The 19,135-nt window shown below is 64.7% G+C and carries 16 protein-coding genes; 5 read left to right on the plus strand and 11 right to left on the minus strand.

The window, feature by feature from the left end:
• Positions 1 to 8 precede the first annotated feature (8 nt).
• The 3 genes from C6571_RS13400 to C6571_RS13410 all read right to left on the minus strand — a co-directional run bounded on the left by C6571_RS13400 (position 9) and on the right by C6571_RS13410 (position 6,011).
• Positions 9 to 1,058 (minus strand): PLP-dependent cysteine synthase family protein, encoded by a 1,050-nt coding sequence (locus C6571_RS13400; protein ID WP_106447123.1) that lies wholly within the window; start codon positions 1,056 to 1,058, stop codon positions 9 to 11.
• Between the two features lie 266 nt (positions 1,059 to 1,324).
• Positions 1,325 to 3,115, minus strand: coding sequence for a GmrSD restriction endonuclease domain-containing protein (locus tag C6571_RS13405; RefSeq protein ID WP_106447124.1), 1,791 nt, complete (start codon positions 3,113 to 3,115; stop codon positions 1,325 to 1,327).
• 301 nt (positions 3,116 to 3,416) lie between these two features.
• The gene (locus C6571_RS13410) at positions 3,417 to 6,011 is read right to left on the minus strand and encodes an ABC transporter permease (RefSeq protein ID WP_106448241.1); all 2,595 of its coding nucleotides are present in this window, start codon (positions 6,009 to 6,011) and stop codon (positions 3,417 to 3,419) included.
• Positions 6,012 to 6,129: 118 nt separating this feature from the next.
• On the opposite strand from C6571_RS13410, the gene C6571_RS13415 reads away from it, so the two are divergent.
• Positions 6,130 to 6,558, plus strand: coding sequence for an Hsp20/alpha crystallin family protein (locus tag C6571_RS13415; RefSeq protein WP_106447125.1), 429 nt, complete (start codon positions 6,130 to 6,132; stop codon positions 6,556 to 6,558).
• Here the strand turns inward: C6571_RS13415 and C6571_RS13420 are convergent.
• The 3 genes from C6571_RS13420 to C6571_RS13430 are packed head-to-tail and all read right to left on the minus strand — an operon-like array spanning position 6,548 to position 9,391.
• Positions 6,548 to 7,222: an ABC transporter ATP-binding protein gene (locus C6571_RS13420; RefSeq protein ID WP_106447126.1), complete on the minus strand. Its 675-nt coding sequence runs from the start codon at positions 7,220 to 7,222 to the stop codon at positions 6,548 to 6,550. The two genes, C6571_RS13415 and C6571_RS13420, sit on opposite strands and share 11 nt — an antisense overlap.
• Positions 7,219 to 8,211: a tRNA (adenosine(37)-N6)-dimethylallyltransferase MiaA gene (miaA, locus tag C6571_RS13425; protein ID WP_106448242.1), complete on the minus strand. Its 993-nt coding sequence runs from the start codon at positions 8,209 to 8,211 to the stop codon at positions 7,219 to 7,221. Before miaA ends, C6571_RS13420 begins: the two co-directional genes overlap by 4 nt.
• Positions 8,198 to 9,391, minus strand: a complete 1,194-nt coding sequence (locus tag C6571_RS13430) for a multidrug effflux MFS transporter (protein WP_245901283.1) — start codon at positions 9,389 to 9,391, stop codon at positions 8,198 to 8,200. The genes miaA and C6571_RS13430 overlap by 14 nt, the downstream gene beginning before the upstream one ends.
• Before the next feature lie 299 nt (positions 9,392 to 9,690).
• Here C6571_RS13430 and C6571_RS13435 point away from each other — a divergent pair, with 299 nt between their 5' ends.
• The 3 genes from C6571_RS13435 (at position 9,691) to ggpS (ending at position 13,219) form a co-directional block, all read left to right on the plus strand.
• Positions 9,691 to 10,785, plus strand: coding sequence for a mechanosensitive ion channel family protein (locus tag C6571_RS13435; protein WP_245901284.1), 1,095 nt, complete (start codon positions 9,691 to 9,693; stop codon positions 10,783 to 10,785).
• 145 nt (positions 10,786 to 10,930) lie between these two features.
• Positions 10,931 to 11,644 (plus strand): HAD-IIB family hydrolase, encoded by a 714-nt coding sequence (locus C6571_RS13440; protein ID WP_106447129.1) that lies wholly within the window; start codon positions 10,931 to 10,933, stop codon positions 11,642 to 11,644.
• Positions 11,645 to 11,656: 12 nt separating this feature from the next.
• Positions 11,657 to 13,219 (plus strand): glucosylglycerol-phosphate synthase, encoded by a 1,563-nt coding sequence (ggpS, locus tag C6571_RS13445; RefSeq protein ID WP_245901285.1) that lies wholly within the window; start codon positions 11,657 to 11,659, stop codon positions 13,217 to 13,219.
• A gap of 47 nt (positions 13,220 to 13,266) precedes the next feature.
• Here ggpS and gdhA read toward each other — a convergent pair whose 3' ends face one another.
• Both gdhA and mutL read right to left on the minus strand, forming a co-directional pair.
• Positions 13,267 to 14,610: an NADP-specific glutamate dehydrogenase gene (gene gdhA, locus C6571_RS13450; protein ID WP_106447130.1), complete on the minus strand. Its 1,344-nt coding sequence runs from the start codon at positions 14,608 to 14,610 to the stop codon at positions 13,267 to 13,269.
• A gap of 252 nt (positions 14,611 to 14,862) precedes the next feature.
• The gene (gene mutL, locus C6571_RS13455; RefSeq protein WP_106447131.1) at positions 14,863 to 16,794 is read right to left on the minus strand and encodes a DNA mismatch repair endonuclease MutL; all 1,932 of its coding nucleotides are present in this window, start codon (positions 16,792 to 16,794) and stop codon (positions 14,863 to 14,865) included.
• Between the two features lie 93 nt (positions 16,795 to 16,887).
• On the opposite strand from mutL, the gene C6571_RS13460 reads away from it, so the two are divergent.
• A complete protein-coding gene (locus C6571_RS13460; protein WP_106447132.1) occupies positions 16,888 to 17,535 on the plus strand; it encodes a DedA family protein in 648 nt (215 codons plus the stop codon).
• A gap of 200 nt (positions 17,536 to 17,735) precedes the next feature.
• Here C6571_RS13460 and C6571_RS13465 read toward each other — a convergent pair whose 3' ends face one another.
• The 3 genes from C6571_RS13465 to C6571_RS13475 all read right to left on the minus strand — a co-directional run bounded on the left by C6571_RS13465 (position 17,736) and on the right by C6571_RS13475 (position 19,040).
• Positions 17,736 to 18,044, minus strand: a complete 309-nt coding sequence (locus C6571_RS13465; protein WP_245901286.1) for a hypothetical protein — start codon at positions 18,042 to 18,044, stop codon at positions 17,736 to 17,738.
• A gap of 281 nt (positions 18,045 to 18,325) precedes the next feature.
• Complete coding sequence (locus C6571_RS13470; protein WP_106447134.1) at positions 18,326 to 18,553, minus strand: osmotically inducible lipoprotein OsmB; 228 nt, start codon at positions 18,551 to 18,553, stop codon at positions 18,326 to 18,328.
• Between the two features lie 148 nt (positions 18,554 to 18,701).
• Positions 18,702 to 19,040 (minus strand): cupin domain-containing protein, encoded by a 339-nt coding sequence (locus tag C6571_RS13475; protein WP_106447135.1) that lies wholly within the window; start codon positions 19,038 to 19,040, stop codon positions 18,702 to 18,704.
• Positions 19,041 to 19,135: the final 95 nt, after the last annotated feature.

The raw sequence follows: 19,135 nt of genomic DNA on the forward strand, positions 1-19,135 counted from the left end.
CGCAGCGTTCAGGCCAGCAGCGCATCCACGCGCGCCCGTGCAGGAGCGCAATCGCCAAAGCGCTCCTGCACCCAGGCCGGGTCGAAATAGGTGGGCAGGTAGCGCTCGCCGGCATCGCACAGCAGCGACAGGATGGACCCCTGCTCGCCGCGCTGGCGCATTTCGCCGGCCAATTCCAGCATGGCCACAAAATTGGTGCCGGTCGAAGGCCCCACGCGCCGCCCCAGCAACTGCGACAGCGCCTGCATGGCCGCCACCGAATCGGCATCGGGCACTTCCACCATGCGGTCGACCAACGTGCGAATGAAGCTGGGCTCCACCCGTGGGCGCCCAATGCCTTCGATGCGCGAACCCGGCGCAGTGAGCGCTGCGTCCCCTGTACGGTGGTAGGCGCTGAACACCGAGCCCGCCGGGTCGGCCACGCAGAGCGCGCTGGCGTGGCGCTGGTAGCGCACATAGCGGCCAATGGTGGCGCTGGTGCCGCCGGTGCCGGCCCCCACCACGATCCAGCGCGGGATGGGATGGCGTTCGCGCGCCATCTGCGTGAACATGCTCTCGGCAATGTTGTTGTTGCCGCGCCAGTCGGTGGCGCGCTCGGCGTAGGTGAACTGGTCCATGTAATGCCCGCCGGTCTGCGCGGCAATGGCGTGGGCTTGCTCGTACACGGCGCCCGCGCCCTCCACCAGGTGGCAGCGCCCACCGTGGAATTCGATCTGGGCAATCTTCTCGGGCGAGGTGCCGCGCGGCATCACGGCCACGAAGGGCAGGCCCAGCAGGCGCGCAAAGTAGGCTTCGCTCACCGCCGTGGAGCCGCTGGAGGCCTCGACAATCGTGGAACCCTCGCGCACCCAGCCGTTGCACAGCGCGTAGAGAAACAGCGAGCGCGCCAGCCGGTGCTTCAGGCTCCCGGTGGGGTGGGTCGACTCGTCCTTCAAATACAGGTCAATGCCCCACTGCGCATAGCAGGGCAGGCGCAGCGGAATGAGGTGCGTGTCGGCGCTGCGCTGGTAATCGGCCTCGATGAGGGCGATGGCGGAGTGGAGCCAGGGGTGGGCGATGTCATGGGGGGATTGTCGGGCAGATCAGCGCAGCCGTTAGCGGCTGCTGGCGGCCAGGCATGGCTGGCGAAGCCACTGAAACAGTAGTCTGATTGAGGCGGGTGCGGGCATTCGGAGTGACCGGTTCAGGCTTTGGAGTTGGCGCTGATCATGAAACTCCCGTCGTTGACTGATGACAGTCTGGCGAGGCCAGGGTGCCCCGGATGTGTACTTAGCTCATCGTCACATGGTGGCTGCGGCCGATCGGTCTTTCCTCGGCTGCCTACTCAGAGCGCTTGGTAGTAGTTACGGATGTACGCCGCCATCAATCGACGACGTTCAACCAAAAATTCCTTGTAGGAGCCGGCATCCACCGAGTGTACGAATGGAGGAATGGCGTTCTCGATCAGGTTGGTCACCAGATCGTCTGAATCTTTGATTTCGCCGAGTGTCAACACACCTGTTTCGATTTGCGTGTCCACCTCAATCATGTAGTCGGACGGTGGTCTGTTGCTTATGCGAATATTGATGGCGGTCTCCGTCAGTGAGAAATTGGCGACCTGGTTGTAGTCCCCACGATCTGGAAAACCGTTCTTATGAAGGTGGTCTTTCGGGATGATGTGGTGGATATCACCGGACTGTTGGAGCATAGCTGTGACTGTGATGCCTTTGGACAAAAATCCGCGGGCATTCTTGGCTACCTGAGCCGCGAGAAAGGTTTGAAAGTAGGGACTGGATATGCCCGTCGTCTCCAACGCCGCAGGCAATGCGACAGACCAGAAAGCATCAGACAGGTCAGCTTCCTCCACTTGGTTGAAATAGTTGAGGATTCCCATCTCACCGATCCGGCGGATGTCTTGTTCCCATGTCGACTCGAAGCTGCCCGAATGACGACCTGTGAGCATGGACATAACAAACCAACGCTTTACGATTCGTTTTCGTTCACCCTCGGTCAATGCCTTGTCTTCTCGCAGGCGCAGATAGAGAGCGTACGCAAAATTCAGCGCATTCTTTGAATTGATCATCCCCGACGTGATGAAGCCTGCTGACTTGATCAGCATCAGAAAATTTTCGAACTGGTACTTGCTGACGATTTCTAATAATGCCGCTTCGAGCTTGTCGTAGGCGAGGGGAATTCGATTCTCGTCCACCTTCTTGGTTTCCGGATCGCGTCCGGACAACTCACTAACGATGCTCGATGCCTTGCCTCGACTGAAACCTACAAGCCCTGCAATCCGGATTAAATCGCCGTACTCAGGGTCATAAATGTCCTCTGCATCGTGCTTCAACCAGCTGATAGCCTTGAGGTACTTAGTGGCCGAAAACTCTAGATCGTTCTCCTCAATGTCAGCGAAAGCATGGGGTGCGATAGCGAGCTGGCAAAAATAATCGATGAGCTTCCGGAGGTTCCGCCCTCGGTCGCCGTATGTGGCGATCTTGCTCATTGCGAAGTCAGCGCTGCTCAGTGGCACACCTTTGGAGTTGATGCGGATGAAGATCTCGGAGATTGTCTCAATATCTAGTCCGTCATCCAGACTGATGATCCCAATCTGGGCGTTCTGGATTTTACCCAGGCGGGTAAGGTTGGTTTCGAAAACGGTGGCATCTACGCCTGGGTTCCGTTCGAGATATTTTTTTGCGAAAGTTAGAGGTGAAGATGAGTTGAAGTATTCGCTGATGTCTGAAATCCATTGCGGACTTCGCTCGATAACGGGGGTGAGTGTGGCGAACTCTTCAGTTATCGGGTTGAAGGAAATTGTTATGCGGATGGCCTTGTACCGTTTGTTAATGACCTTTAGCCCGGCAATAGCAGCGCGGAGCGCAGTGACCCGTTGCTGCCCATCAATCAGAATCTGCTGGTGCGCAGCTATTTGGCCGCCTTTGAGTTTGGCACCGACCGACTGCCAGGTGATAAGGTAGCCAACAGGGTATCCCTTGTAAAGAGAATCCATCAGATCTCTGACTTTTATACTGTCCCAGACAAATGGACGCTGTAGCTCAGGAATCGCGATTTTGTCACTCTTGACGTCGGACAACAACTGGGCGACAGGGGCTTGCGTTACTGAATACTTCGTCATTCTGACCTTCTTGATGATTGTTTGTAGGCGGCCGCCACCTGATTCGTTCCGCAGTTATCTCGTTGGTGTGCTTGTAAGCTTAACCCCCCGTGCTGTTTCAACTTGGTCGCGAAAGGTGCCACGTGTCGCACTCCACGCGGCGAATTTCCGCAATCGCTGCACACCTGACATTGGATTGCACCACCCAGCATCACTTCAAGTCGATCATTATCACAGGCAGACGAAGGACATTTGGCAGAGTATGCAAAGGTCCCGGTGGTAGCAGCCTTGGCCCCTTGCACGCCGCAGCCCTACCAAAGCCCTACCAATCTTCCTTCACCGCCAGCACCGCATCCCGCCCCGCGGCGGCGCGGCCCGCCAGCCAGGCCGTCACCGTGCCCGCCAGCACCACCGCAGCGCACAGCAGCAGCAGGCGTCCCCAGGGCAAGGCCAGTTCCATGGTCCAGTGAAAGCTCTGCGGGTTGACCACCAGCACCAGCACCAGCGAGACCGCCACGCCCAGCAGCAGGCCGGCCACCGCGCCCACGCCTGTCCAGGCCGCGCCTTCGCCGGCGACCACGGCCAGTATTTGCGCCCGCGTCAGCCCCAGGTGTGCCAGCAGGCCAAACTCCTTGCGCCGCGCCAGCACCTGCGCGCTGAAGCTGGCCGCCACGCCAAAGAGCCCGATGCCGATGGCCAGCGCCTGCAGCCAGTAGGTCACGGCAAAGCTGCGGTCAAAAATGCGCAGCGAGCGCTCGCGGATCTCGCTGGCCGACGCGAATTCCAGGCCGCCCGCCGCCGCCGGACCCGATTCGCTTTGCGCCAGTTGCGTGAGCGCGGCGCGCAGCTTGGCTACATCGGCGCCGGGCGCGGGCCACAGCGCCAGGTCGTTGGCGCCGCGCTCGCCGCTCAGCGCGGCGAAGTCGGCGCTGTCCATCACCAGTGCGCCCGTCTGGCGCCCATAGTCGCGCCAGACGCCTGCTACAAAATAGAGAGCTGTCGGCGCTTTCTGGACCTGCGCTAGAGCCCTAAAAGACTCCAAAAATGGAGCCAAAGCCGTGCCTGGCTGCGCCCCCCACAGTTCGGCCGCCGCCTCGCTGGCGTAGACCGCCACCCGGCCCGGTGGAACGCGCAGGGCGGGCGCGGTCAGCGGCAGCACCTGGTCCGCGCCGCGTGCCAGTGGCCGCGCAATCAGCGCGACGGCGGGGCGGGCGGCATCCGGCTGCAGGGGCACGCTGCGCAGGCCTTCGATGCGCTCCACGCCGGGCAGACGCGCGGCCTGCTGCAAGAAGTCGGCGCTGAATGCCGCCTGCCCGTCGGCCGCCGCGCCGCGCACATACAAAGGCGCTGGCAGCACGGTGTCCAGCCACTGCACCATCGAGCCACGAAAGCTGGTGACCATGACCGTGAGGGCAATCGCCAAGGCCAGGCTGGCCACCACGCCGCCCACGGCCACGGCGGCCAGACCCGGCGTGCGCCGCGCGCGCTCGATCGCCAGTTGTGCCAGGGCATTGCGCGCCGCCCAGGGCCGCAGCGCGCGCAAAAGCAGGGCCACGGCGCGCGGCAGCAAGGCAATGCCGCCCAGCAGCAGAGCGCCGACCGACACATAGGCCGCCAATGGCAGGCCCGCCACCACCGGCGCAAAAGCCAGCAGTGCGCCGCCAGCGAGGAGTGCCAGCGCCGGCCATGCCGACGCCTGGGCGCTGCCTGCGCTGCTCAGGCCCTTGAGCGTCTGCGCTGGCGGCAGGGCTTCGGCCGCGCGCGCCGGCCACCAGCCGCCCAGCAGGGCCGCCGCCACGCCCAGCACGGCATAGGCTGCAGCCGCAGGAAGGTTCCATTGGAGCGCAGGCTGCGCGCCGGTGAAGTAGCCGCCCCCCAAATCGCCGCCCAGCAGTTGCAGCGCACCCGCCGCCAGCGCCGTGCCCAGCGCCACCCCGGCCACGCTGCCGACCAGGCCGAGAAACAGCGATTCCACCAACACCAGTCCCAGGCGCTGGCGTGGCGTGGCGCCCAGCACGGCCAGCAGTGCAAAGGCCGGCGCGCGCTGCGCTACGCTGAGCGAGAGCACCGAAAACACCAGGAACGCGCCGGTGAACAAGGCCACCAGCGCCAGCACGCTCAGGTTCACGCGGTAGGCGCGCGACAAGGCGCCCATGCGCTGCTCGCCGTCGCTGCTCTCGCCCCAGACCAGGCCCGGTGGCCAGTTGGGCTGGGCGTTCATGCGGGCGCGAAAGTCGCTGCGCAGCACACCGGGGCGCAGCTGCAGGTCGATGCGGCTGAGCGCGCCCGCCCGGTCGAACAGGTCTTGCGCAGCGCCAATGTCCATCACCGCCAGAGGCGCGCCGCCCGCCGCCACGCTGCCGGCCACGCGCGCATTGAAGACTTCCAGCCCACGGCGCAGCGTGAGGCGCGGCGCATCATGCGGGTCTTCGGGCAGCGCCAGGGCGCGCAGCGCTGCGGCATTCAGGAAAACCGTGGCCGGCGCAAACAACGCAAAGCGGTCGGCGGGCAGGCGGGGAAAGGGGCGCGGCATCAGCGCCGGGGCCGTCGCTGGCAGCAGGAGCGCATCGGCGCCCACCAGGCGCAGCGGCACGCCGGGCGCGCCGGCCGGGGCCTCGGCTGATTGCGCCTGCAATTGCATCTCCAGCACCGGACTGGCGCGTGCCACCTCGCTCTGGCGGGCCAGCAGCGGGTAAAGCCGCTCGTCCAGGTGGCCTTGCGCAGCGCGCAGCTGCAGGTCGGGCTGGCCGCTCACGCTGCGGGCGGCCTGGGCAAATTCTTCCAGCGCCGACGCGTTGATGGTGTGCACGCCGAAGGCCAGCGCCACGCCCAGCATCACGGCGCAGGCAGCGGCGGCGCTCTGCCAGGGGTGGCGGCGCAACTCCTGCAAGGACCAGACGCGAAACAGGGCCAGCATGGCTGCGATTGTGCGGTGCTTGAAACCTGGGCGCTCTGCCCTATCTGCTGGCTGTGAGGGCGCGTTGCCCTTGCCTTGTTTCATCAACTTGCAACCCATTCCCTCAAGGAGGTTTGTCATGAATGCACTGATTGGCCGCGGCGGCCTGTTTGACGAATTTTTCAAGGACGTGAACCCGGGCTTCTACGTGCGTCCGCTGCATGGCGATCCGCTGCCCAATCCTGGCCAGATGAAAGTGGACGTCAAGGAGAACGACGGCGGCTTCCTCGTGTCTGCCGAGGTGCCTGGTGTTCCCAAGGAAGAGATCCAGGTGTCCGTAGACGGCAACGTGGTCACGCTGCGCGCCGAAGTGCGTCAGCGCGACGAACAGACCGACGGCGAGAAAGTGCTGCGCTCCGAGCGCTATTTCGGTGCCGTGTCGCGCAGCTTCCAGTTGCCGGCCGACATTGAGGCCGACCAATGCCAGGCGAAGTACGACAACGGCGTGTTGACCTTGAATCTTCCCAAGAAGCAAGGCGGACGCGGCCAGCGGCTGGTTATCGAGTAAGCCGGTCTTCGCCCAGCATGCCGCCAGCCGTCAAATGCAGCACCCGGTCGGCGCGCGCGGCGGCGGCTTGTGAATGCGTGGCCAGCACCAGCGACGCGCCATGCGCACGCGTTTGCTCCACCAGCAGCTCCAGCACCCGCGCCGCTGTGCCGGGGTCAAGGTTGCCTGTGGGCTCGTCGGCCAGCAGCAGCGCGGGTCTATGCACCAATGCGCGCGCCAGGGCCACGCGCTGCAACTGGCCGCCGCTGAGCTGCTGCGGCAGGCGCGTGCCCAGGCCCGCCAGTCCGACCGCTTGCAGCATGGCCTGCACGCGCTCGGGCTGGGGGCCGCCCCCGAGCAGCATCAGCGGCAGCGCCACGTTTTGCGCCACGTCGAGGTGCGGCAGCACGTGAAACGCCTGAAAGACAAAGCCCAGGTGGGCGCGCCGCCACAGCGCGCGCTCGGTGGCGTCCTGCGTGGAAAGATCGGTGCCGCCGTGGTGAATGCTGCCGGCGCTCCAGGTGTCGAGCCCGGCCAGGCAGTTGAGCAGGGTGGATTTGCCCACGCCCGAGTCGCCCACGATGGCGACGAACTCGCCCGGCGCCACCTCGAAACCCACATTCTCGAACACCGTGCTCTGGCCATAGCGCTTGGCGAGGCCCGCCACTCGCAGTGCCGCGCTCATGGCACAGCCTGCTCCAGCTGCGCGCATACCGCACGCTCCAGCGCCGTTTGTGCGCCGGGCTGATCGCAGGCAATCCGCTGGCGCTGGGGCATTGCGCGCAGCCAGGTGATCTGGCGCTTGGCGAGCTGGCGCGTGGCGGCAATGCCGCGCTCGCGCAGGCCGGGCAGGTCCAGCGCGCCGCCCCTGGTCGCCTGGTCGTCGAGTGCCTGCCAGGCCTGGCGGTAACCGACGCAGCGCATGGCCGGCAGTTCGGAATGGTTGCGCGGGTCGGCGCGCAGGCGCTGGACCTCTTCAAGAAAGCCTTGCTCCAGCATGGTGTCAAAGCGCGCTGCAATGCGGGTGTGCAGCCAGGCGCGGTCGTCAGGTTCAAGGCTAAAAAGGCCTCCAGCGCTTATCCCACCTGCGTTAGCAGCTCTCTTTTCAGGAGTATGGAAGGCGGAGAGCGGCTGACCGGAGACTTCCCACACTTCCAGCGCCCGCTGGATGCGCTGGCTGTCCGCCGGGGCCAGGCGCGCGGCCGTCACCGGGTCAATGCGTGCGAGCTCAGCGTGCAGTGCCGGCCAACCCCGTTGCGCAGCCTGCGCCTCGATGCGCTGGCGCACTGCGGGGTCGGCGGCCGGCATGGGGTCGATGCCGTCGATGAGCGCCTTGAAATAGAGCATGGTGCCGCCGACGAGCAGCGGCAGCGCACCGCGGGCGCGAATTTCGGCAATCAGGCGCGTGGCGTCCTGCACAAAGGCGGCGGCGCTGTAGGGCTCCCAGGGCTGGCGGATGTCAATGAGATGGTGCGGCAGCGCAGCGCGCTCGGCGGGGCTGGGCTTGGCGGTGCCGATGTCCATGCTGCGGTAGACCAGCGCCGAATCCACGCTGACGATTTCCACCGCCACCCGGCCTGCCAGCCGTTCGGCCAGCGCCAGCGCGGCGCCGGTCTTGCCCGAGGCCGTCGGGCCGGCAAGCGCCAGGCAGGGCAGGGCATCAGCGGTGCTCAAGCGGCTCCCCATACTTTTGCACCAGCGTCCACGCCACGGCAGCGAGCAGCGTGGCCCAGAAGAACACGCCTTGCACCAGCGGCCAGATGGTTCCATCCAGGTGCGTGCCCACCCAGCCGCCCACGGCAAAAGCGGCCAGCATCATCATCAATCCATTGAGCGCCGAGGCCGCGCCGGCCGCATGCGGAAACGGCCCGACGCAGCCGGCCTGCCCGCAGGGCTGGTGCATGCCGTGCGCCACCATGAAGAAGTAGAACGGCAGCAAGAGGGCCACCGGGTGCCGCACGCCGGCCCAGGCCAGCAGCAGCATGGTGAGCGCGCCGCCCAGGCTCAGCGCCCCCGCCACCGCCACGGTCCGACGCAGGCCATGGCGGGTGAGCACGGCGCGGCAGGCGAAAGTGCCGCCGAAATAGGAGAAAGCGCCAAAAAACAGCACAAAGCTGTACTGCGTGCGCGAAAGCTGGAGCACTTCGATGAAGACGAAGGAGGACGAGGCGAGGAAAGTGAACAGTCCGCCGTAGGACGCCGTGGTGAGCAGGGAGAAGGCCCAGAACGTCGGGTGGCTCAGCACTTGCATCCAGGTGTGCGCCAGTGTGGCGGGCTCCAGCGCCCGCAGATTGCGCCGCGCGAGCGTCTCGGGCAGGCGCAGCGCCACCAGCGCCAGCGTTGCCAGGGAAAACACCGTCAAAGCCAGCAGCGCCGCGCGCCAACCCAACCATGCGGACAGCAAGGCGCCGGTCGGTGGGCTCAGGCAGGCGACGATCCCCAGGCCGGTGAGCGCACGCGACATGGCGCGGGCCCCGGCCAGTGGCGCGTACAGGTCGCGCACGATGGCGCGCGCACACACCACCACCGCGCCCATCGCCGCACCCTGCAGCGTGCGCCAGACCACCAGCAAATCCATGGAGGGCGCCAGTGCGCTGCCGACGGACGCCAGCGTGTACAGCCCCAGGCCCAGGAGCAGCATGGGCCTGCGCCCAAACCGGTCCGACAGCGGCCCCCAGGCAAGCTGCGAGACGCCAAACGCCAGCAACAAGGCGCTCAGAGTGAGTTGCGCTTGCGCCACCGGCGCGCCCAGATCGCGCGTGAGCGCCGGGAGCGCGGGCAGGTACAGATCGGTGGTGACGGGCTGGATGCTGAGCAGCAGTGCCAGCACCACCACGGCCAGGCCGGGCGACACCGCCGGGGCTGCGATCGGGGGCGCCGCAGGCGCTGCGAGAGGGGGGCGGACATCGCTTTGAGCGTACCAGACGAAGTCGGGATGCGCTTCCCCCAGAACTCCTGGATTATGTTGATTCTATTCCAGGATTAATTGAATATAGACAGAGAGAATATTTTTTGTTATAATTCGCCGGCCGCATATTCTGCGGCGCTATTTTTTATGAGTATTGATGATTTTCAATATGTGGAAATCAAAATAATAACTATTCATTTCATCTGACCCAAGGAGTACCCCGGAAGATGCAGGAAATTCTCGATATGTCTTTTGCTGGCAATGACACGCTCGCGTGGTTGCGGGCAGCGGCCTGGATGGTTGGGGCCGTGGTGTTGATGAAAATCATATTGCCGCTGGTCATTCGACGCATTTCCAGATGGGCGGTCTCCACAAGTACGCGCTGGGACGACGCACTGGTTCAGGCCTTGCGCGCCGTGCGCTGGTATTTGATCGCGCTGGTGGCGCTGCACCCGGCCAGCCAGGAGCTGGTGTTGCGCGCCAACACCGAGCGCTGGATGTCGGGCATTGCCACGGTGGCATTTTTCCTGCAGCTGGGGCTGTGCGCCAGTGCGTTCATCAGTGGCTGGATTGTCAACGTGCGGCAGGATTCGCTGCAAAAAGACCCTTCCACCACCAGCGCCCTGTCGATTTTGAGTTTCATTGGCCGGGTCGTCGCCTGGGCCGTTCTGCTGCTGCTGTTGCTAGACAATCTGGGTTTTGATGTCAACGCCCTGGTGGCCGGTTTGGGTATTGGCGGTATTGCCATTGGTCTGGCGCTGCAGAATATTCTCGGAGATCTGTTTGCAAGTTTGAGCATTGTTCTGGACAAGCCCTTCCAGGTCGGTGATTTTGTCGTGATTGACGATTTCAGCGGCAGCGTGGAGAACATTGGCCTCAAAACCACCCGCTTGCGCAGTCTCAGTGGGGAAGTGCTGGTGTTTTCCAACGGCGATCTGACCAAGTCGCGGTTGCGCAATTACAAGCTCATGAAAGAGCGGCGCATTCCATTCACCTTTGGCCTCACGTTTGACGCCACGCCGGAGCAGCTTGAGCAGGTTCCAGGCGTCGTCAAGAAGGTTGTGGATACGCAGGAGCAGGCCCGGTTCGATCGCGCGCATTTCACCGGCTTTGGCGGCTCCAGCCTCGATTTTGAGGTGGTGTATTGGATGCTCACGCCCGACTATGCAGCCTACCGCGATGTGCAGCAGGCCATCAATCTGGGGCTGATGCGCGAGTTCGCTGCCCTCGGTGTCGATTTTGCCTTCCCCACGCGCACCCTGATGCTGGGCAAGCAGGGCCCCATTGCGGTGGCGCTGGCAAAGGCTTCGGGCGCTTCCGAAGCCGACACGGCGCAATAAACGCCGCGTCTCGATCACGGCAGCCTCTGCGGCCGTGCTTTCTTCTCATCTTTTTCTCATCCGTGCTTGCGCCGGGGCCGGGGCTTTTGCCGCCGGCCCTCTGCCGGGGGCGGGTTTTTGTCCACCCTTCACGAAAGGAGCGCCCATGCACCAAACCATTCTCGCCACCGACCTTGACGGCACGTTTCTTGGCGGCAGCGCCGACGAGCGTGCTGCTCTTTACGACTGGATTGGTCAGCGGCGCAGCGAGATCGTGCTGATCTACGTCACCGGGCGCAGCCTGACCACCATGCGCGATGTGCTGGACGACCTGCCGCTGCAGCCGGACCACATCATTTCCGACGTCGGGACGGCGGTATATGCCGGTGCCGAGCGCGCGCCGCTGCCGGCGCTCGAAGGCTGGCTGGACGAAGGCTGGCCCGAGCACACGCCGGCGGCTGTGCGCAGCATTCTGGCGCGCCATCCGCACCTTACGGAGCAGCCCGTGGTGGAGGGGCGGCGTGTTTCCTGCTTTTATTCCGACACGGATCTCGCGGGCGCAGCGCGCAGCGAGCTGGAGGCGGCGGGCTACGACGTGCTGCTGTCGGCTGAGCGCTACTTCGACGTACTGCCGCGCGGCGTGCAGAAAGGCCCGACGCTGCTGCGCACCCTGAGCGCGCTCGGCCTGCCCCCTGAGCGCACCCTGGTGGCGGGCGACACGCTCAACGACCTCTCGCTGTTCCAGACCGGGCTGCAGGGCGTCATCGTCGCCAACCGCGAGCCGCTGCTGGCGCGCGCCGCGCAAGGTCTGGCCAACGTGCATTGGAGCGAAAAAGACGGCGCCGCCGGTGTCCTGGACGCCCTGCACCGCATTCACTAAGAAAGGACACGCATGAATATGCCCACCCAGAAAGAATTGAAGAACGAACTCGTTGTCGTCTACCACCGCCAGCCGTACGAAGAGGTCGTGGAGGACGGCAAAACCGTGATGCGCGAGCCGCGCAGCCCCAACGGCATCATCCCCGCCATCAAGGGCTTTTTCAGCCACGTCGACAAAGCGGTGTGGGTGGCCTGGAAGAAAAAACCTGCCGCAGGCAAGGCGCCCGATTTTGAGCGCCGCATCACGGTCAGCGACAGCTATGGCAACTACGACGTCGTGCGCCTGCCGCTCGAAGCCGCCAAGATTCACCAGTTCTATCACGTCACCTCCAAAGAGGCGCTGTGGCCGGTCATTCATTCCTTCCCCTGGCTGTACTCCACGGAAAACACGCATTGGGCCGACTTTCGCGAAGTGAACCGCCGCTTCGCCGAGGCCGCTTGTGCCGAGGCAGAGCGCGGTGCGGTGGTCTGGGTGCACGACTACAACCTGTGGCTGGTGCCGGGCTTTGTGCGCAAGATGCGCCCCGACCTGAAGATTGCCTTCTTCCACCACACGCAGTTCCCGGCACCTGACGTGTTCAACATCCTGCCCTGGCGCGACGAAATCATCGACAGCCTGCTGGCCTGCGATCTGGTGGGGTTTCACGTGCCGCGCTTTGCGCAGAACTTCTGCGCCGTGGTCGAGAGCCTGCGCGAGGGCGTGGTGCGCCACGAGGCGCCCATCAGCCTGCCCATCATTGCGCGTCCTTGCGCGCTGTCGGAGCCGCGCGTCACGGTGCAGCTCGACCTGGAAGGGCGCAGCATCGTCATCGACACCTGCCCCATTGGCACGGCGCCAGCCATCATCGCCAAAACGGTGAACTCCCCCGAGGGAAAAGCGCGCACCGAGCGCATCCGGCGCGACATGAATGCCGAGACGCTGATCATCTCGGTCAGCCGTGTGGACTACGCCAAGGGCGGGCGCCAGCAGCTCGAAGCCTTCGAGCGCCTGCTGGCGCGCCGGCCGGACCTGCATGGCCGCGTCAAGCTCCTGCTGGTCACGGTGGCCGCCGCCGAAGGCATGGAGGTGTACCGCGCCGAGCAGCAAAAGATCGAGCAGCTTGTGGGCCGCATCAACGGCCACTTCGGGTCCCTGCATTGGCTGCCCATCCATCTCTCGACCACACCGCTGGCCTTTGAGGAAGTGGTGTGCGCCTACGCTGCGGCCGACATCGCCTGGATCGCGCCGCTGCGCGATGGCCTGAACCTCGTGGCCAAGGAATTTGTCGCCGCCAAGCAGGGCGAACCCGGCGTACTGGTGCTTTCCGAGTTCTCGGGTGCGGCGATGGAGCTGGAAGACGCGGTGCTGGTCAACCCTTACAGCCGCAGCTCGCTCGATACCACCTTGGACGAAGCCCTTGCCATGCCCGAGGGCGAGCAACGCGAACGCATGGGTCGCATGCTTCGGCAAGTGCAGCGCTATGACATCGGATACTGGACACGCCACGTGCTGGCGCGCTTTGCCAGGTTGTCCGAGGCGCCTGCACGGCCCGTGGCGGACGGCCCGGAAGTGCTCGAAGAGCGCGAGGCGGCATAAAAAAAGGGACCGTCAGGTCCCTTTTTGTTGGAGGCAACAACCGGGGTTCAGATCACGCCCTGCGCCAGCATGGCGTCGGCCACCTTGACGAAGCCGGCCACGTTGGCACCGTTGATGTAGCTTACCGAGCCATCGGCGCGCGTGCCGTGCTGGACGCAGGCGGCGTGAATGCCTTGCATGATCATCAGCAGGCGGTTGTCCACCTCTTCGGCGGTCCAGTTCAGGCGCATGGCGTTCTGGCTCATCTCCAGGCCCGAGGTGGCGACGCCACCGGCGTTGCTGGCCTTGCCCGGTGCATACAACACGCCGGCCGCTTCGAACGCCTTGGCCGCTTCGTTGGTTGAAGGCATGTTGGCGCCTTCGGCCACGCACAGCACGCCGTTCTTGATGAGTGTGGCGGCGTCGTTGGCGTCCAGTTCGTTCTGCGTGGCGCAGGGCAGGGCGATGTCTACCGGCACATGCCAAGGCGTCTTGCCGGCTTCAAAGTGCACGCCGGTGCGCTCGGCGTAGTCGCTCACGCGGCCGTAGTGGTGGTTTTTCACGTCCATCAGGATGGCGAGCTTTTCGGTGGTGAAACCTGCTTCGTCGACGATGGTGCCGCTTGAATCCGACACCGTGACCACCTTGGCGCCCAGGGCCATGGCTTTTTCCACGGCGTACTGGGCCACATTGCCCGAACCCGAGACGGAAACACGCATGCCATCAAACGATTTGCCGCGTGTCTTGAGCATTTCGTCGGCGAAGTACACCGTGCCGTAACCCGTGGCTTCAGGGCGGATCAGCGAGCCACCAAAAGACAGGCCCTTGCCCGTGAACACGCAGTCGGCGCGGTTGCTGAGCTTCTTGACCATGCCGGCAATGAAGCCCACCTCGCGCCCGCCCACGCCAATGTCGCCTGCCGGCACGTCGGTGTCGGCGCCCACATGGCGGAACAGTTCGCTGGCAAAGGCCTGGCAGAAGCGCATGACTTCGGCCGGGCTCTTGCCCTTGGGGTCGAAGTCGGAGCCGCCCTTGCCGCCGCCCATGGGCAGGGTGGTCAGCGCGTTCTTGAAGGTCTGCTCGAACGCCAGGAACTTGAGCACCGAGAGCGTGACCGAGGGGTGAAAGCGCAGGCCGCCTTTGTAGGGGCCAATGGCCATGCTGTGCTGGATGCGGTAGCCGCGGTTCACCTGCACCGTGCCGTGGTCGTCGGTCCAGGAGACGCGGAACATGATCACGCGCTCGGGCTCCACCAGGCGTTCCAGCAGGCTTTGCTCAGCGTACCGGGGATGCTCCTCAATGAACGGCCAGAGGCTTTCCATCACCTCGGTGACGGCCTGGAGGAACTCCGGCTGGTGCGGATTGCGGGTGGCTACCTCAGCAAGAAAAGCCTCAACGGACGCGAATTTCATGGCATTTGTCTTTCGGGAAAAAAATGGATTGCGGCAGTGCAGCACGACATTATGCCAAACCGGTATGGACTCATGCAACAAAATAGGGCGGGTTTGCACGGCCATGGTGCGGTTTCGCCCACTTTGGGTGCGCTGGCAGGACGGCTGTGGCGCAAATGCGTGCAAAAGTGGTGCATGAGACGGCAGCACTGCGTGCGGCCATTGCGCTGCGGCGTGGCGATTGCCGCGCCGGATCTGCTGGCGAAGCGGTGCTCAACGTCCGCGCAGGAACAGTGCGTCAAGCTCTCGCAGACTGAGCTGGCGCCAGGTGGGCCGGCCGTGGTTGCACTGGTCCGAGCGTTCGGTGGCTTCCATCTGGCGCAGCAGGCCGTTCATCTCCGGCAGCGTCAACTGCCGATTGGCACGCACGGCGCCATGGCAGGCCATGGTGCCCAGTATTTCGTTTTGGGCGCGCTGCACCACGCCGCTGGCGTCGTGCGCGGCCAGCTCGGCCAGCACGCTGCGCGCCAGCTCCACCGCGTCGCCTTGCGCCAACGTGGCAGGCACAGCGCGCACGGCCAGCGTGCGGGCTGAAAAAGCCGCGATCTCCAGGCCGAGAGCGGCCAGCGCGTCCACGTTCTGCTCGGCGGTGGCCAGTTCCTGCGGCGTGGCGGAGAAGGTCGCGGGAATCAGCAGCGGCTGGCTGGCAATGCGTGCGCCGCTGTCCCACTGCGACTTGAGGCGCTCGTAGACGATGCGCTCGTGCGCCGCATGCATGTCGACAATCACCAGCCCCTGGGCGTTCTCCGCCAGGATGTAGATGCCTTGCAGCTGCGCCAGCGCACGGCCCAGCGGCCAGACCGTGGCCTGGGGGGTATCGGGCGTGCCAGGCGTACTGGGCATGAGAGGGGCCGGGCTTTCCCACGCAAGAGGAGGCGCGTCAACCGATGCGCTGCTTTCGCCTTCGGGCAGGCGTGCGCCGCCCCACAGCGCACCGAGATCGGCCACGCGGTGGCCGATGGGAGCATCAAATTGCATAGCTGCCTGCGCCCGTGGAATAAGCGCTGGAGGCCGATTCTGTTCGAAATTCAAGGAAGTTTCTGAGGCACCTGTCGCGGATGCCGCAGCGGCCGGGGGCACGGCCAGCACTGCTCCTGCGCGCGGCGCGGCCAGGGCGTTCTCGATGGCGTGGCGCACGGCCTGGTGCACCTCGCGGCTGTCGCGAAAGCGCACTTCGATCTTGGTGGGGTGCACGTTCACGTCGACGCGCGCCGGGTCGATGTCGATGTACAGCGCATACACCGGCTGGCGCTGGCCGTGCAGCACGTCTTCGTAGGCGCTGCGGGCGGCGTGGGCCACCACTTTGTCGCGCACGAAGCGGCCATTCACATAGCAATACTGCTGGTCGGCGCGCGCACGTGCCGTGTCGGGCAAGCCCGCGCGGCCGGTGAGGGTGACGCGGCCCTCTTGATGCTGCAGCGCCACCGACTGGTCCAGAAACTCTTCGCTCAGCACGTCCGCCAGGCGACGGTCCAGGGCTCCCGCTCCCGCGCCGTGCATCAGGGCCGTGCGCCACTGCTGCACCAGCTTGCCTTCGTGCCAGATGGCAAAGCCCACATCCGGGCGCGCCAGGGCGTGGCGGCGCACCGCTTCGACGCAGTGGGCCAGCTCAGTCGCATCGGTTTTGAGGAACTTGCGCCGCGCCGGCGTGCTGAAGAACAGCTCTTTGACTTCGACGGTGGTGCCCACGGCCCGCGCCACCGGGCGCAGCTCGCCGCTGCGGGCATCGAGCAGAAAGGCGCTGTCCTGCCCGGCAGGGCGCGAGAGCAGGGCCAATTCGGAGACCGAAGCAATGGCCGCCAGCGCCTCGCCGCGAAAACCCATCGTGGCAACGCTCTCCAGGTCGTCCAGCGTGCGAATCTTGCTCGTGGCATGGCGGCGCAGCGCCACCGCCAACTCTGCCTGGGGAATGCCGCCGCCGTCGTCTTCCACACTAATCAGGCGCACGCCGCCGGCCAGCAGGCGCAGCGTGATCTGCGTGGCGCCGGCGTCGAGCGCGTTGTCCACCAGCTCGCGTACCACCGAGGCGGGGCGCTCGACAACTTCGCCAGCCGCAATCTGGCTGACGAGTTCGTCGGGCAGGTCGCAGATGGGGCGGCGGGTGGCTTGGGAAGCCGTGGGAGCTGGGGGAGAAACTTGTTGCACACGAAGATTCTAGGGATTGAGGTAGCCGGCGGCGGTGCTGGCCATAATGGCCCGCCTTATTCAAAGCCCGTCAAAGCCCGTCAAAGCCTGCCCATGGACGCCATTGCCTTTCTGATCGACTTCATCCTGCACGTCGACAAGCACCTCGAAGCCTTCGTCGTCACCTACGGCCTGTGGGTGTACGCGCTGCTGTTCCTGATCGTGTTTGTTGAAACCGGCCTGGTCGTCATGCCCTTCTTGCCGGGCGACTCGCTGCTGTTCATTGTGGGCGCGCTCTGCGGCGCCGGCATGATGGAATTTACCCCCGCTGTGGCCGTGCTGCTGGCGGCCGCAATGCTGGGCGACCAGTGCAACTACTCGATTGGCCGCTGGTTCGGGCCGCGCGTGTTTCAGTGGGAATCGTCGCGCTGGTTCAACCGCCGCGCGTTTGACCAGGCGCACGCGTTCTACGAGCGCTACGGCGGCATCACCATCGTGCTGGCGCGCTTCATGCCCTTTATTCGCACCTTTGCCCCCTTTGTGGCGGGCGTTGCCGAAATGTCGCGCGCAAAGTTCACGGCCTACAACATCGGCGGCGCTGTGCTGTGGGTGCTGGGTATCACAAGTGCCGGCCTGTTCTTTGGCAATCTGGCGTTTGTGCGCGAGCACTTGGACAAGATCATCTGGGGACTGATTCTGGTGCCGGGACTGATCGCGCTGTTTGGTGCTTGGCGGGGGAGTCGCAAGGCGAAAGCAGCCTGAGGCGGGACGAGCGACGCGGCAATACGCTTTGTGTGCCGGTAGCGCAAAGCCTGCTGCACCGCTTGCCATCCGAGCCTACGGCGTATGCAGGCGTCACGCCATGGGCACAGGCGAATCTGCTGGAGGAACTGGCCGTCTTGGCGCAAGGCAAGGGTTTTTGTATGTGTCAGTGAGCGCGTCAGGCTGCTTTCACCGTTCGCCTATCCAGCCACCGCCTTGCGCAGCAGCCCCGGAGAAACCTTCCAGTTCTGGCCTTCGCTGGTTAAGACGCTGGCGGTCTTCTTGTTCAGGCGCAGCACAACGCCGTGCTTGACGCTGCCATCGGTGGCCGTGAACTGGACGCGATCGCCTTCGGCAAACTGCGCCAACTCCACCGTGCTCCTGGCTTGAGCCAGCAGATTGAGGCGCTCGACCACCATCCGGTTGAGGTAGAGCAGGTCTTCCTCCCCCATATGGCGAAGGGCTTGCGTGAACAACTTTCGGTCCAGAATGGTCTGCTTGGAGTGCATCACTGATGAAAACTTTGACCGCCGGACAGCGGCGGCTCACCCTGAGTTTATTGCAGGGCTATTGCCTGCAAAACGCGCCTGGCATCGCATCCCGGTCCGCACGACACCCACTCGCGCAGTGTGATGCAGGCCATCCTTGGCGCAACCCGTTCATGTTGCACGCAACAACCGAGGTCAAGCGGATATTCGTTGCTCTTGAAAAAATAGCTGCCAGCGCTTATGGATATTGCGCTAGCAGCCATTTTTTGCCCTATTTTCAGGCCCGGATCTCACCGCAGGGATCAGCGGCGGCGCTGGTCCCGGTCTTCACCCAGTTCGTGGCCCACCAAGGCACCGCCTGCAGCGCCGGCGATGGCGCCTGCAGTGCCAAACAAGGCATTGCCGGCGACACCGCCGACGACGGCTCCGGCGCCGGTGCCGATTTGGGCGTTGGTGGGGTTGGAGGAGCAGGCGCCCAGGCCCAGGGAGGCAACAAAGGCGGTGGCGATCACGAGATGTCGGGTTTGCATGGCGGGGTCCCTTTCAGGAAAGTGGAACAAAGGCCGCGCCGCGAAATAGCGTGCGTGAGGCCGATGAGCCACTATCGTTCAGCGTCCCTCGCCAGCCTGTAGGACGCGCAGTGCAGCCAGCGTCAGCGCAGGTGCCGGGACAACGCGCTCAGCCGCGCGGTGTGCACAGGCTGATGGTGAGCAGCAGCGAGGCGTTGCTGCGGCCCGTGAGTGCATGCGGCGTGCCACCTTCGAGATGCACGAAATCACCCGTGGCCAGCTCCTGCACGGCGCCGGGCGTCTTCAGCTCGCATTCGCCTTCGATGCACAACAGCGTGATCTCGCCCGGCACCTGGTGCTGCGGCAAGGTCTTGCCAGCCAGCACCACCAGGCGGATCACTTCCAGCTCTTTGGCCTTGAGGATGGCCGTGTTGACGGCGCCTGTGAGCGCCTCGCCCAGCGGGGCAATTCGGACGACTTCGGATGAGGGGGTGTGGGGCAGGGCCATGGCGGTCTCCCTTGGGTTGCGGGGGTAGGGCCTGTTAACCCTATGCAAGGGGGCGCGAAGGTCATCAGAGCCTGCCCATCAAGGCGTTCGACGCA

The sequence above is a fragment of the Simplicispira suum genome (assembly GCF_003008595.1).
Taxonomy (GTDB): Bacteria; Pseudomonadota; Gammaproteobacteria; order Burkholderiales; family Burkholderiaceae_C; genus Simplicispira; species Simplicispira suum.